This window comes from Pseudomonas moraviensis, assembly GCF_900105805.1.
In the GTDB taxonomy this organism is placed as follows: domain Bacteria; phylum Pseudomonadota; class Gammaproteobacteria; order Pseudomonadales; family Pseudomonadaceae; genus Aquipseudomonas; species Aquipseudomonas moraviensis_A.
This window is the reverse complement of the sequence record NZ_LT629788.1, coordinates 3,995,019-4,008,449: the sequence shown is the minus strand read 5'-3', so window position 1 is coordinate 4,008,449 and position 13,431 is coordinate 3,995,019. Positions and strand designations below refer to the sequence as shown.

Genomic DNA, 13,431 nt, shown 5'->3' with positions numbered 1-13,431 from the left:
CGCATTGTTCGCCTGCTGTTTATCGACAGGCACAAACTCTCTCAATGAATCTGCTCAAATCGTTGGCCGCCGTCAGCTCTATCACGATGCTTTCCCGGATTCTGGGTTTTGTTCGTGACACGCTGATCGCGCGGACATTCGGCGCCGGGATGGCCACGGACGCCTTCTTTATTGCTTTCAAACTGCCCAACCTGCTGCGGCGGATCTTTGCCGAAGGCGCTTTCTCCCAGGCTTTCGTGCCGATTCTGGCCGAATATAAAAGTCAGCAGGGCGAGGAGGCGACGCGCACCTTTATTGCCTATGTGTCGGGCCTGTTGACGCTGGTGTTGGCGGTAGTGACGGCGCTGGGCATGATCGCCGCGCCCTGGGTGATCTGGGCCACGGCGCCGGGTTTTACCGATACCCCGGAAAAATTCCAGCTCACCTCCGATCTGTTGCGGGTGACCTTTCCTTATATATTGCTGATCTCGCTGTCGTCGCTGGCCGGCGCGATCCTCAACACCTGGAACCGCTTCTCGGTGCCGGCGTTCGTGCCGACTCTGCTCAACGTCAGCATGATCGTGTTTTCGCTGTTCCTCACGCCGTACTTCGATCCGCCGGTCATGGCCCTTGGCTGGGCGGTGTTGGTCGGCGGTCTGGCGCAATTGCTGTATCAGCTGCCGCACCTGAAAAAGATCGGCATGCTGGTGCTGCCGCGCCTGAACCTGCGCGACAGCGGCGTGTGGCGGGTGATGAAGCAGATGCTGCCGGCGATTCTCGGTGTGTCGGTCAGTCAGATCTCGCTGATCATCAACACCATCTTCGCCTCGTTTCTGGTCGCAGGTTCAGTGTCGTGGATGTACTACGCCGACCGTTTGATGGAGTTGCCCTCGGGCGTGTTGGGTGTGGCGCTCGGTACGATTCTGCTGCCAACGCTGGCCAAGACCTACGCCAGCAAGGATCGCCACGAGTATTCACGCATCCTCGACTGGGGGCTGCGCCTGTGTTTTGTGCTGGTGCTGCCGTGCGCGCTGGCGCTGGGAATTCTCGCCGAACCGCTGACCGTTTCGCTATTCCAGTACGGTCAGTTCAGTGGCTTCGATGCCGAGATGACCCAGCGTGCGCTGATCGCCTATTCGGTCGGCCTGCTCGGGATTATCGTGATCAAGGTGCTGGCGCCGGGCTTTTATGCGCAACAGAACATCCGTACCCCGGTGAAAATCGCAATCTTCACGCTGGTCTGCACGCAGTTGTTCAACCTGGCGCTGATCGGGCCGCTGGCCCACGCCGGTCTGGCGCTGGCGATCAGTGCCGGTGCTTGCCTCAACGCCGGGTTGCTGTTCTATCAACTGCGCAAGCAGAAGATGTATCAACCGCAGCCGGGCTGGGGCAAGTTCGGTTTCAAACTGGTTGTTGCGGTGACGGTGATGTCCGCGGTGTTGCTGGCCGGCATGCATTTCATGCCCGCCTGGGATGAGGGGCACATGCTCGAGCGCTTCTTGCGCCTGGGCGCGCTGGTGGTGGCCGGGGTGGTGGCGTATTTCGGTATGTTGCTGCTGCTGGGTTTCCGCCTGCGCGACTTCAATCGCAAGGCCTTGAGCTAAGGTTTCAGCCTTTATCGACAGGCACGGGTCGACGGTTTTGTCGGCTCGTTCACTTTGCGTTACGGTGTTGCCTGTCGTCGGCCGTCGGGTGTGGTTATAATCGACCACTTTATGAGCAAGAAGCGCGTTATGCAGCTGGTTCGAGGCCTCCACAACTTGCGCCCCCAGCATCGGGGCTGCGTCGCCACTATTGGCAACTTTGACGGTGTTCACCGTGGTCACCAGGCTATCCTGGCCCGACTGCGTGAGCGTGCGCTCGAGTTGGGCGTACCCAGCTGCGTGGTGATTTTCGAGCCGCAGCCACGGGAGTTCTTTGCTCCCGACACCGCTCCGGCGCGTCTGGCGCGGCTGCGTGACAAGCTGCAATTGCTGGCCGCCGAAGGCGTCGACCGGGTTTTATGCCTGGCCTTCAACCAGCGCCTGAGCAAGCTCAGCGCCAGTGAATTCGTCGATACCATTCTGGTCGATGGCCTCGGCGTGCAGCATCTTGAAGTTGGTGACGACTTCCGCTTCGGCTGCGACCGCCTCGGCGATTTCGATTTCCTCATGCAGGCCGGGCAGGTTCACGGGTTCACCGTCGAAGCCGCGCAAACTGTCGAACTGGATGGCATTCGCGTCAGCAGCACGCAAGTGCGCAATGCTTTGGCCGCCGCCGATTTTGCCTTGGCCGAACGCTTGCTCGGCCGTCCGTACCGCATCGCCGGTCGCGTGCTGCATGGCCAGAAACTGGCCCGGCAATTGGGAACACCCACTGCCAACATTCAACTCAAGCGTCGTCGCGTGCCGTTCACCGGGGTGTATCTGGTGAATGTCGACATCGACGGCAAGACCTGGCCCGGCGTCGCCAATATCGGCGTGCGCCCCACGGTGCAAGGGGATGGCAAAGCCCACCTCGAGGTCCATCTGTTAGATTTTGCCGGCGATCTGTATGACCGGCGTTTGACGGTGGTTTTCCACCAAAAGCTGCGTGAAGAGCAGCGCTTCGCCTCTCTGGAGGCATTGAAAACGGCGATCAATGCGGATGTCGCCACCGCCCGTGCACTAGCCGCACCTAGCGCCCATCGCTAATGAAGAGCCTTAAATGACCGACTATAAAGCCACGCTAAACCTTCCGGACACCGCCTTCCCAATGAAGGCCGGCCTGCCACAGCGCGAACCGCAGATCCTGCAGCGCTGGGACAGTATTGGCCTGTACGGAAAGTTGCGCGAGATTGGCAAGGATCGTCCGAAGTTCGTCCTGCACGACGGCCCTCCGTACGCCAACGGCACGATCCACATCGGTCACGCACTGAACAAGATTCTCAAAGACATGATCATCCGCTCGAAAACCCTGTCGGGTTTCGACGCGCCATACGTCCCGGGCTGGGACTGCCATGGCCTGCCGATCGAGCACAAGGTTGAAGTGACCCACGGCAAGAACCTCGGCGCGGATAAAACCCGCGAGCTGTGCCGTGCCTACGCCACCGAACAGATCGAAGGGCAGAAGTCCGAGTTCATCCGCCTCGGCGTGCTGGGCGACTTCGCCAACCCGTACAAGACCATGGATTTCAAGAACGAGGCCGGTGAAATCCGCGCCCTCGCCGAGATCGTCAAGGGTGGTTTCGTGTTCAAGGGCCTGAAGCCCGTGAACTGGTGCTTCGACTGCGGTTCGGCCCTGGCTGAAGCGGAAGTCGAGTACGAGAACAAGAAGTCCTCGACCATCGACGTGGCCTTCCCGATCGCTGACGAGGCCAAACTGGCTGCCGCGTTCGGTCTGGCCTCGCTGGGCAAACCTGCTGCGATCGTGATCTGGACCACCACCCCGTGGACCATCCCGGCCAACCAGGCGTTGAATGTGCACCCGGAATTCAACTACGCGCTGGTCGATATCGGCGACAAGCTGCTGGTGCTGGCTGAAGAGCTGGTCGAAGCCTGCCTGGCGCGCTATGGCGTGGAAGGTTCGGTGATCGCCACCACCACCGGTAAAGAGCTGGAGCTGATCAACTTCCGTCACCCGTTCTACGATCGCCTGTCGCCGGTGTACCTGGCCGACTACGTCGAACTGGGCGCTGGCACCGGCGTGGTTCACTCCGCCCCGGCCTATGGCGTGGACGACTTCGTGACCTGCAAGAAATACGGCATGGTCAACGATGACATCCTCAACCCTGTGCAGAGCAACGGCGTGTACGTGCCGTCGCTGGAATTCTTCGGCGGCCAGTTCATCTGGAAGGCCAACCCGGCCATCGTCGAAAAACTGACCGAAGTCGGTGCGCTGATGCACACCACCGTCATCGAACACAGCTACATGCACTGCTGGCGCCACAAGACCCCGCTGATCTATCGCGCCACCGCGCAGTGGTTCATCGGCATGGACAAGGAGCCAACCAGCGGCGACACCCTGCGCGTGCGCTCGCTCAAAGCCATTGAAGACACCAGGTTCGTCCCGGCCTGGGGCCAGGCGCGCCTGCACTCGATGATCGCCAACCGTCCAGACTGGTGCATCTCGCGTCAGCGCAACTGGGGCGTGCCGATCCCGTTCTTCCTCAACAAGGAAAGCGGCGAGCTGCACCCGCGTACCGTCGAGCTGATGGAAGAAGTCGCCAAACGCGTTGAAGTCGAAGGCATCGAAGCCTGGTTCAAGCTCGACGCCGCCGAACTGCTCGGCGATGAAGCGCCGCAGTACGACAAGATCAGCGACACCCTCGACGTCTGGTTCGACTCGGGCACCACGCACTGGCACGTCCTGCGCGGTTCGCACCCGATGGGTCACGAGAGCGGCCCGCGTGCCGACCTGTACCTGGAAGGTTCCGACCAGCACCGTGGCTGGTTCCACTCGTCCTTGCTGACCGGTTGCGCCATCGACAACCACGCGCCGTATCGCGAGCTGCTGACGCACGGCTTCACCGTCGACGAGTCCGGCCGCAAGATGTCCAAATCGCTGGGCAACGTGATCGCGCCGCAGAAGGTCAACGACACCTTGGGCGCCGACATCATGCGTCTGTGGGTCGCTTCGACCGACTACTCCGGCGAAATGGCGGTGTCCGAGCAGATCCTGCAGCGCAGCGCCGACGCCTATCGTCGTATCCGTAACACCGCGCGCTTCCTGCTTTCAAACCTGACCGGTTTCAACCCGGCCACCGACCTGCTGCCGGCCGAAGACATGCTGGCGCTGGATCGCTGGGCGGTGGATCGCACGCTGCTGCTGCAACGCGAGTTGCAAGAGCACTACGGCGAATACCGTTTCTGGAACGTCTACTCGAAGATCCACAACTTCTGCGTGCAGGAGCTGGGTGGTTTCTACCTCGACATCATCAAGGACCGCCAGTACACCACCGGCGCCGACAGCAAGGCACGGCGCTCGTGCCAGACCGCGCTGTTCCACATCTCCGAAGCGCTGGTGCGCTGGATCGCGCCGATCCTCGCCTTCACTGCCGATGAGCTGTGGCAATACCTGCCAGGCGAGCGTAACGAATCCGTCATGCTCAACACCTGGTACGAAGGTCTGACCGAGCTGCCGGAAGGCTTCGAGCTGGGTCGCGCCTACTGGGATCGCATCATGGAAGTGAAAGTCGCGGTCAACAAAGAGATGGAAATCCAGCGTGCGGCGAAAGCCGTCGGTGGCAACCTGCAGGCCGAAGTCACGCTGTTTGCCGAAGAAGCGCTGAGCGCCGATCTGGCCAAGCTGAGCAACGAGCTGCGCTTTGTCCTGATCACCTCGACTGCCAGCGTTGCGCCATTCGTGCAGGCTCCGGCCGATGCCGTGGTCACCGAAGTCAGTGGTCTGAAACTGAAGATCGTCAAATCGGCCTTCCCGAAATGCGCACGTTGCTGGCACTGCCGCGAAGACGTCGGCGTGAACCCGGAGCATCCGGAAATCTGCGGTCGTTGCGTCGACAACATCAGCGGCGCTGGCGAGGTTCGTCACTATGCCTGATGCCGTTGGCCGTTTCGGACGGCTGAGCTGGCTGTGGTTGAGCCTGCTGGTCCTGGTCATTGACCAGGCCAGCAAGTTCTACTTCGAAAGCAAGCTCGAAATGTTTCAGCAGATCGTGATCATTCCCGATCTGTTCAGCTGGACCCTGGCCTACAACACCGGCGCCGCCTTCAGCTTCCTCGCGGACAGCTCCGGCTGGCAGCGCTGGCTGTTTGCCCTGATCGCCATTGTGGTCAGTGCCGTGCTGGTGGTCTGGCTCAAGCGCCTGGGCCGCAACGACACCTGGCTGGCCGTCGCCCTGGCGCTGGTGCTGGGTGGCGCGCTGGGCAACCTGTATGACCGCATTGCCCTGGGCCATGTGATCGACTTCATTCTGGTGCACTGGCAGAACCGCTGGTATTTCCCGGCGTTCAACATTGCCGACAGCGCGATCACCGTCGGCGCGATCATGCTGGCGCTGGACATGTTCAAATCGAAGAAAACCGAAGAGGCCGCTCATGACTGAACCGCTATCGACTGAGCAACGCATCGGCCAGAACACCGAAGTCACGCTGCACTTTGCCCTGCGCCTGGAAAACGGTGATACCGTCGACAGTACGTTCGACAAGGCCCCGGCCACCTTCAAGGTCGGCGACGGCAACCTGCTGCCGGGTTTCGAAGCCGCACTGTTCGGCTTCAAGGCCGGCGACAAGCGCACCCTGACCGTCGAGCCGGAAAACGCCTTCGGTCAGCCGAACCCGCAGAACGTGCAGACCATCCCGCGTTCGCAGTTCACCGACATGGAGTTGTCACCAGGCCTGCTGGTGATCTTCAACGATGCGGCCAATACTGAATTGCCAGGTGTGGTGAAGGAATTCGACGACACGCAAGTGACCGTCGACTTCAACCACCCTCTGGCCGGCAAGACGCTGACCTTTGACGTCGAGATCATCAGCGTCAAAGCGATCTGAGTAATAATGCAAAACCAATGTGGGAGCGAGCCTGCTCGCGAATGCTGAATGACATTCAACGTTGGTGTTGTCTGACACACCGCTTTCGCGAGCAGGTCGAATCGTCACACCGTCGCTCCCACACTGTTTTCCACAGAATTCGTTATTTCTTGCGCGCAAGACACGAGGCACAGCATGCAAATCAAACTCGCCAACCCCCGTGGCTTCTGCGCCGGTGTGGACCGGGCGATCGAAATCGTCAACCGCGCCCTGGAAGTCTTCGGGCCGCCGATCTACGTGCGTCACGAAGTGGTGCACAACAAGTTCGTCGTTGAAGACCTGCGCAGCCGTGGCGCGATTTTCGTCGAAGAGCTCGATCAGGTGCCCGATGACGTCATCGTCATCTTCAGCGCCCACGGTGTTTCGCAAGCCGTGCGCAACGAAGCCGCCGGTCGTGGTTTGAAGGTTTTCGATGCAACCTGCCCGCTGGTGACCAAGGTGCACATCGAAGTCGCCAAATACAGCCGCGACGGTCGCGAGTGCATCCTGATCGGCCACGCCGGTCACCCGGAAGTCGAAGGCACCATGGGTCAGTACGATGCGAGCAATGGCGGTGCGATCTATCTTGTCGAAGACGAGAAGGACGTGGCCGAGCTGCAAGTGCGCAACCCGGAAAAACTCGCCTTCGTCACCCAGACGACTTTGTCGATGGATGACACCAGCCGCGTCATCGATGCCCTGCGCACGCGCTTCCCGGCGATCGGCGGTCCGCGCAAGGACGACATCTGCTACGCCACGCAAAACCGTCAAGACGCCGTCAAGCAACTGGCCGACGAGTGCGACGTGGTACTGGTGGTCGGCAGCCCGAACAGCTCCAACTCCAACCGTCTGCGTGAACTGGCTGAACGCATGGCGACCCCGGCCTACCTGATCGACGGTGCCGAAGACCTGCAACAGAGCTGGTTCGACGGCGTCGAGCGCATCGGCATCACCGCCGGCGCCTCGGCACCGGAAGTACTGGTGCGTGGCGTCATTCAGCAATTGCAGGCCTGGGGCGCGACCGGTGCCGATGAGCTGGCCGGCCGTGAAGAGAACATCACGTTCTCGATGCCGAAAGAGCTGCGCGTCCGCTCGATCTGACGTTCCTGCTGCTGTCGCACAGCGCCTGTTCGGTCTCCTGACTGCTCAGGCGCACGCGACCGGTCGCCGCCAGTACGATCTGCCGCTGGCTGACCGGTGCGCGCGGCGAGCAGATGTGTATTGTCCCCGCCTGAAATCGCCGTCCCGGCATCAGCGGTTGCCCCAGATGACTGAACCGCACATAGCGGCTCACACACCAGTTGCCGACAATCGGCACCTTCGCCTCACTGGCACGTTCAACCAGCAGCGGATTGCTGCTGTCCTCCGAACCCTTGCCGCTCAGATCCAGAATGATTCGCCAGCCACGGCTCCAGTCGCCGTCGATGCCATGGATCACCACGTTGTGATTGTGTGTCATAGCCAGTGTGCGGGCGTGGCGAATACCTTCGATCAGCGATTGCGCTGCATGATCGCGTTGAGTTGCTTCCTTGAGCGCAGCGAACGCCGGGCTGACCAGCAGCAGAACAATTGCGCCAATCGCCAGTCCCATAAGCAGTTCAATCAGGCTGAAACCGTGTTGCGGCATGAAAAATCCCTCCGTGGAATGGTGTGAGCAGCGCAATCCGTGCGCCGCGCAGGGCAAATCAGTCGGCATGTGCCGAGCGAATGTTCTAGCGTGTAGAAGCAGGTATAGCCGACGGCAACGGAGGGCATCGATGGATCTTCGTACAAAAGGTTTCACGCTGGTCGAGTTGCTGGTCGCCATCGCCGTGTTCCTGGTACTGATCACGCTGGCGGTGCCGGCCTTTACCCGTACGATTCAGAGCAGCAAGGCGGATACCGAAGTCGGCGACCTGCAGCGCGCAATCAATTTTGCTCGCCTCGAAGCGATCAATCGCGGCGTGACCACGCGTTTGCGTCCGACCGCTGGCGGCAGTGTCTGGACCGGTGAGCTGGCGGTCTACGACAGTACCGGCAATCCGGCCAATGTGTTGCGGGTTGTTCCAGCGATGAGCAGCGGGGCGACTCTGACGCTACCCTCAGGAGTGACCGCACTGGATTTCAACAATCTTGGCGGTCTGGCGGCACCGTCGACGGCGGTGGTCATCGGTTACACGCTGGGCACGCAAAGCAGGACGCTGAACGTGTGTTTGAACGGACGCATTCAACTGGGTGGAAATTGCGGATGAGGGCAGGGAGCAAAATCCCACAGGAGGGCATGACGCTGATCGAAGTGCTGGTCGCGTTGCTGATTCTCACTGTCGGCCTGTTGGGCGCGGCGGCAGTGCAACTCAATGCGCTGAAGTACACCGACAGTTCGCGGATGACCAGTCAGGCGAGCTTTATTGCCTACGACATGATGGACCGCATTCGCGCCAATTCCGGCGCCGACTACACCACTACACCGCCGACCTCGGGCAACCTCAGCGTGGCGCGGGATCAGGATCTCTACGACTTCACCACCAATATCGCCAACTTTGGCGGTCCGACCGCGACGGGCAGCATCACCCTCAACCAGCGTGTCTATACCATCACCATTACCTGGAGCGATGCGCGCGCCGCCAACGCTGCCAGTGCCCAGCGCAGTTTCGTGCTGACCAGTCGGGCGGCGGTCGATCCGGTGGCCACGCCATGAAGCATGCCAGCCGTGGTTTCGGTTTGATCGAGTTGCTGATCGCATTGGCTTTGGGGCTGATTGTCGTGCTGGGTGTGGTGCAGATCTTCATTGCCGCGAAAAACACCTACGTCAGTCAGAACAGCGCCGCGGCGATGCAGGAGGACGCGCGTTTCGTCCTCAGCAAAATGATTCAGGAAATCCGCATGGTCGGCATGTTCGGCTGTCTCGGCACCATCACTGATTCGAGCAGCGCGGGCGACTTCAACGCCGCGCAACTCACCCCGATCAACTGGGATAACGCCAATCTCAAGCTGACCATGGTCACCGCCGATGTCGGCAGCGGCGGGGGAACGCCGACCTGGACAGTGATTTCAGACTGTCGCAACAGCGCGGTCGCCTACAGCGGATTGCGCAGCCCGACCACGGGGCAAATCGCTTTCCCGATCCGCCGCCTGATCTACAGCTTCAGCAATAACCAGATCCTCATGGGCACCGGCAGCGGCAATCCCGCGCAGCAAGTGCTGGTGAACAACGTCAGCGCCTTCAACGTCACCTTCGGCCTGGCCAGCTCCGCGACCGACGTGGCGGCCTCCACTTACAGCAGCAATCCCGGGGATCCCGCGCGCATCCGCAGTGTGCGTCTGAGCCTGACCCTCACCGACCCGAACAATCGGGTGCGCGATCAAACCTTCAACGTGGTTGCGGCATTGCGCAATCGCTTGCAGTGAGGGGGCGGTGATGAGGATTTCCTTGCAACAACGTCAGGCACAGCGCGGCATGGTCTTGCTGGTCAGTCTGGTGTTTCTGCTGTTACTCACGTTGATTGGCTTGTCGTCGATGCAGAGCGCCAACCTGCAAGAAAAAATGGCCGGCAGCGTGAGCTTGCGCAATCAATCGTTCCAGTCTGCGGAAGCGGCGTTGCGTGTTGGCGAAAGCGCGGTGCAGCTGGACAGTTACTCGTTGGCCGTGTGCAGCGGCACGACCCAATGCCTGCCGCCGGCGGAGTCGTCAGTGGTCAGTTCGGCCGGCTTCAATTCGACCTCGGGGGTGACCTGGATCGCCGCCGGTAATGGCTTTTATGGCGTGCAGAACATCGGCACGACCCTGACGGCAGTGAACGTGCCAAGTAACACCTCGGCGACGTTGTATCGAGTCACCGCAGTCGGCATCGCCGGCAATTCGCGTAGCGTGGTGGAGAGTATCTATGCGAAGTATTGAGCGCTGCGGCTCGCTGCTGATCGGCATGCTCCTGAGTTTCTATCTGGCGGCGCCGGCGTGGGCATTCACGCCTTCCGATTCGCCGCTGCTGAGCGCGGCTGCGGTGGCGCCGAACGTGATGCTGCTGATCGATGATTCGGGGAGTATGAACAGCATCATCTACGCCGCCGGATTCGACCCGAACGTCAACCGCACACCCGCCCGGCAGTGCAATGCTTTTCTCGGATTGTGCTCTGCACTCAATGCTCCACCGATCACCGGCGACACGGTGTTTCTATCGAGCCTGCCGACCTCCGGGTGCTCGGGAGGCGCCTATGCGTTCTACAACAACAGCGTGGCGCCGTTATGTCTGAAACTGCCCGATCCGGTGGGCAACGAGAATACCCGTTATTCCGCCGATTACATTTCGTATATTGTCGGCCTGGCTAACAGCACCGGCACCCGCGACTTCACCACGGGGGCGATCCCTAACGATTACCGGATGAACGTCGCGCGCAACGTTTCCACCGCATTGGTCAGCAGCAACCGCACCCTGCGCATGGGCCTGTCGACGTTCAACCCGGCCACCAGCAGCAACCCGGGCAATGGTGGCTTCATCGCGCGCTCGATCACCGATCTGTCGCCGGTTACCGGCAGTGTGACCCAGGCCCAGGCGGACGCTAACTACAATGCGCTGATTTCATCGATCAACGGCTTGAATGCCGTGGCCAATACACCGTTGGCCGAGAGCTATTACGAAGTGACTCGCTATATGCGTGGCCTGGCGCCGTATTACAACGGCACCCCGGCGACCTATACCAGCCCGATTCAATATCGCTGCCAGAAAAACTACGGCGTGGTAATCACCGATGGCTTGCCGACTTACGACCGGACGTTCCCGACTAACGATCCACTGGGGGGCAGCCGTTTACCGAACTGGGATGGCGTGAATAACGATGGCGACAACCTCAACGGTGACGGCGAAGGCGACACCCTGTATCTGGATGACATCGCCAAATTTGCCTTCGACATCGACATGCGCTCGACCGGTACCGACGCCGCCGGCAAGAGCTGGAACGCGGTGGATTTTCCCCGGCAGAACATGAACACCTACACCGTGGGTTTCGCTGCGGATAACGACATGTTGTCCGACGCCGCCAGTTATGGGCAGGGCAGGTACTACCAGGCGACCGACAGCTCCGGGCTCAATGCGGCGTTATCGTCCGCATTGAGCGATATCACTTCCAAGGCCGGCTCCGGTGGCGCCGGCGTCGCCAGCAGCAGCACCTTGAGCAGTGGCAGCAGTTTTTACCAGACCACTTACGATCCCAAGGATTGGCGGGGCACGATCAGGTCGTTCGGCTTTACCTCGACCGGCACGGTAAATACCTCGGCGGCGCAATGGTCGACCGACACCACGATCGTGCCCTCTGCCACGGCGCCGACTTTCCAGTCATGGAACACCGCGAGCAATGCGCCAATTGCTCTGGCATTCGGCAGCTTTTCCCCAGCCCAGCAGACCACGCTGAGTCAGGGCCTGCCCACCGGTATCAACGGCAATGATCTGGTGGAGTGGAGCAAAGGTACCAACAAGGCCGGGCTCAAGGTGCGTAGTGCGCTGCTCGGCGACATCATCAATTCGCCACTGGTGCTCGCGTCGCCTTCGGACAAGACCGCATCCGATTTGACGGGTGACAGCAGCTACACCAACTACCTGACGACCAAGGCTGCGAACATGAACACCAGTCTGGTGGTCAACGCCAACGACGGTTTCGTCAATGTGATCAATTCGGCGAACGGCACCCGTCGTTATGCCTATATGCCCTCCAGCGTGCTGCCGTCCCTGCGACTGATTGCGGACACCAACTACGTCAACGGCGTCAGCCACAAATTTCTGGTGGATGGTCAGGTCGGCGTGTTCGATGCGCAGGCCGGTACCACTTGGAAAACCCTGGCCATTGGCGGAACGGGGGCTGGCGGCAAAACCTTCTATGGGCTGCAACTGTTCGATGCCTCGGCAGGTAACGTGATCAGGGCACTGTGGGAAGTCAGTGCGCCGGCCACGGCCAACACGGCGAATGCGTTCAATGATCTGGGTTACGCCTATGCCAGGCCGGAAGTGGCACGCTTGGCCAATGGTCGCTGGGCGACTTTCATCGCCAATGGCTACGGCAGCAATTCGGGGGTTGCAGCGTTGTATGTACTGGATGCGCTGGATGGTTCGCTGATCAGAAAAATTGTCGTCGACAGCACGGAAACCAGCAACGGTTTGTCATCCGTGGAACTCAGGGTGAACTCTTCGAACGTGGTACAGGCGGCCTACGCTGGCGACCTGAAAGGACGCATGTGGAAATTCGACCTGAGCGCGACGGCGCCGGAAAGCTGGGGCGTGGCGTTTGCCGGCAAGCCTTTGTTCACCGCGCCGGGCGGGGCAACGCAGCCGATCACCGCGCAACCGCTGCTGGCGGATAACGCTCAGGGCGGCAAGCAGGTGTTCTTTGGCACCGGCAAGTTCAACGAAACCGCCGACAAGACCAACAAGGATCTGCAGGCGTTCTATTCAATCTGGGATGCAGAAGGTGGGGCCGGACAAATCACCGTCAGCAGTTTGCAGGCGCAGGCGATCACCGGTTCGTTCTCCGGCAGTTCCGGGCAGTTCCTGACCACCAGCCAGAATGAAACGACGTATCCGGGAGATAAAGGCTGGTATTTGCCGCTGGTGTACAACAACGTGCTGACCGGCGAGCGCGTGATCAACCAGGCCAGCATTGTGTTGGGGCGAGTCGTTTTTACCACCGCCAGCGTCGATACCACTGACCCGTGTTCTAGCTTTGGTACGGGCAGACTGGTCGAACTGGATGCGTTCAACGGTAAGATGCTCAACTACGCCGTGATCGACACCACGGGTGACCGTTTGGTTGACAGCAATGACACGATATCCAGTGGCGTGGTATTCACCGGTGGCATTCCGACCCTTAATGTCATTTCCCGAGATGCCAAGACCAAGCTCGTGAGCGACACCAGTGGTGTCATCACCACCGTTGTGGAAAAAGGTGGCGGCGGCAGCCGTCGTATCATGTGGCGACAAATCCAGTAAGCGAGAATTTGAGG

At 60.5% G+C, this 13,431-nt stretch carries 12 protein-coding genes; 11 read left to right on the top strand and 1 reads right to left on the bottom strand.

The window, feature by feature from the left end; translation table 11 throughout:
* Positions 1-44: 44 nt before the first annotated feature.
* The 6 genes from murJ to ispH all read left to right on the top strand — a co-directional run bounded on the left by murJ (position 45) and on the right by ispH (position 7,565).
* A complete protein-coding gene (gene murJ / locus BLU71_RS17845) occupies positions 45-1,583 on the top strand; it encodes a murein biosynthesis integral membrane protein MurJ (RefSeq protein ID WP_016773124.1) in 1,539 nt (512 codons plus the stop codon).
* A 129-nt stretch (positions 1,584-1,712) separates the two neighbouring features.
* Positions 1,713-2,651 carry a bifunctional riboflavin kinase/FAD synthetase gene (gene ribF / locus BLU71_RS17840; RefSeq protein WP_016773125.1) on the top strand — a complete coding sequence of 313 codons (939 nt, stop codon included), beginning with the start codon at positions 1,713-1,715 and terminating at the stop codon, positions 2,649-2,651.
* A gap of 13 nt (positions 2,652-2,664) precedes the next feature.
* Positions 2,665-5,496, top strand: coding sequence for an isoleucine--tRNA ligase (ileS, locus tag BLU71_RS17835; RefSeq protein WP_042610502.1), 2,832 nt, complete (start codon positions 2,665-2,667; stop codon positions 5,494-5,496).
* Positions 5,489-6,001 (top strand): signal peptidase II, encoded by a 513-nt coding sequence (lspA, locus tag BLU71_RS17830; protein WP_042610501.1) that lies wholly within the window; start codon positions 5,489-5,491, stop codon positions 5,999-6,001. The genes ileS and lspA overlap by 8 nt, the downstream gene beginning before the upstream one ends.
* A complete protein-coding gene (gene fkpB, locus BLU71_RS17825) occupies positions 5,994-6,446 on the top strand; it encodes an FKBP-type peptidyl-prolyl cis-trans isomerase (protein WP_016773128.1) in 453 nt (150 codons plus the stop codon). Before lspA ends, fkpB begins: the two co-directional genes overlap by 8 nt.
* A 174-nt stretch (positions 6,447-6,620) precedes the next feature.
* Complete coding sequence (ispH, locus tag BLU71_RS17820) at positions 6,621-7,565, top strand: 4-hydroxy-3-methylbut-2-enyl diphosphate reductase (protein WP_042610500.1); 945 nt, start codon at positions 6,621-6,623, stop codon at positions 7,563-7,565.
* On the opposite strand, the gene BLU71_RS17815 is transcribed toward ispH, so the two are convergent.
* The gene (locus tag BLU71_RS17815) at positions 7,522-8,091 is read right to left on the bottom strand and encodes a GspH/FimT family pseudopilin (protein WP_083353597.1); all 570 of its coding nucleotides are present in this window, start codon (positions 8,089-8,091) and stop codon (positions 7,522-7,524) included. The two genes, ispH and BLU71_RS17815, sit on opposite strands and share 44 nt — an antisense overlap.
* Before the next feature lie 130 nt (positions 8,092-8,221).
* On the opposite strand from BLU71_RS17815, the gene BLU71_RS17810 reads away from it, so the two are divergent.
* The 5 genes from BLU71_RS17810 to BLU71_RS17790 are packed head-to-tail and all read left to right on the top strand — an operon-like array spanning position 8,222 to position 13,417.
* Positions 8,222-8,695, top strand: a complete 474-nt coding sequence (locus tag BLU71_RS17810; protein WP_064364110.1) for a GspH/FimT family pseudopilin — start codon at positions 8,222-8,224, stop codon at positions 8,693-8,695.
* The gene (gene pilV, locus BLU71_RS17805) at positions 8,692-9,141 is read left to right on the top strand and encodes a type IV pilus modification protein PilV (RefSeq protein ID WP_065615655.1); all 450 of its coding nucleotides are present in this window, start codon (positions 8,692-8,694) and stop codon (positions 9,139-9,141) included. The genes BLU71_RS17810 and pilV overlap by 4 nt, the downstream gene beginning before the upstream one ends.
* Positions 9,138-9,851 (top strand): PilW family protein, encoded by a 714-nt coding sequence (locus BLU71_RS17800; RefSeq protein ID WP_083353596.1) that lies wholly within the window; start codon positions 9,138-9,140, stop codon positions 9,849-9,851. Before pilV ends, BLU71_RS17800 begins: the two co-directional genes overlap by 4 nt.
* A 10-nt stretch (positions 9,852-9,861) precedes the next feature.
* Complete coding sequence (locus BLU71_RS17795; RefSeq protein ID WP_064364113.1) at positions 9,862-10,341, top strand: pilus assembly PilX family protein; 480 nt, start codon at positions 9,862-9,864, stop codon at positions 10,339-10,341.
* Positions 10,328-13,417 carry a pilus assembly protein gene (locus BLU71_RS17790; protein WP_083353595.1) on the top strand — a complete coding sequence of 1,030 codons (3,090 nt, stop codon included), beginning with the start codon at positions 10,328-10,330 and terminating at the stop codon, positions 13,415-13,417. The genes BLU71_RS17795 and BLU71_RS17790 overlap by 14 nt, the downstream gene beginning before the upstream one ends.
* Positions 13,418-13,431 lie beyond the last annotated feature (14 nt).

Bases quoted from the DNA above. Each gene is read 5' to 3' on its own strand.
- murJ (WP_016773124.1), top strand. From the start codon at position 45: ATGAATCTGCTCAAATCGTTGGCCGCCGTCAGCTCTATCACGATGCTT.
- ribF (WP_016773125.1), top strand. From the start codon at position 1,713: ATGCAGCTGGTTCGAGGCCTCCACAACTTGCGCCCCCAGCATCGGGGC.
- ileS (WP_042610502.1), top strand. From the start codon at position 2,665: ATGACCGACTATAAAGCCACGCTAAACCTTCCGGACACCGCCTTCCCA.
- lspA (WP_042610501.1), top strand. From the start codon at position 5,489: ATGCCTGATGCCGTTGGCCGTTTCGGACGGCTGAGCTGGCTGTGGTTG.
- fkpB (WP_016773128.1), top strand. From the start codon at position 5,994: ATGACTGAACCGCTATCGACTGAGCAACGCATCGGCCAGAACACCGAA.
- ispH (WP_042610500.1), top strand. From the start codon at position 6,621: ATGCAAATCAAACTCGCCAACCCCCGTGGCTTCTGCGCCGGTGTGGAC.
- BLU71_RS17815 (WP_083353597.1), bottom strand. From the start codon at position 8,091: ATGCCGCAACACGGTTTCAGCCTGATTGAACTGCTTATGGGACTGGCG.
- BLU71_RS17810 (WP_064364110.1), top strand. From the start codon at position 8,222: ATGGATCTTCGTACAAAAGGTTTCACGCTGGTCGAGTTGCTGGTCGCC.
- pilV (WP_065615655.1), top strand. From the start codon at position 8,692: ATGAGGGCAGGGAGCAAAATCCCACAGGAGGGCATGACGCTGATCGAA.
- BLU71_RS17800 (WP_083353596.1), top strand. From the start codon at position 9,138: ATGAAGCATGCCAGCCGTGGTTTCGGTTTGATCGAGTTGCTGATCGCA.
- BLU71_RS17795 (WP_064364113.1), top strand. From the start codon at position 9,862: ATGAGGATTTCCTTGCAACAACGTCAGGCACAGCGCGGCATGGTCTTG.
- BLU71_RS17790 (WP_083353595.1), top strand. From the start codon at position 10,328: ATGCGAAGTATTGAGCGCTGCGGCTCGCTGCTGATCGGCATGCTCCTG.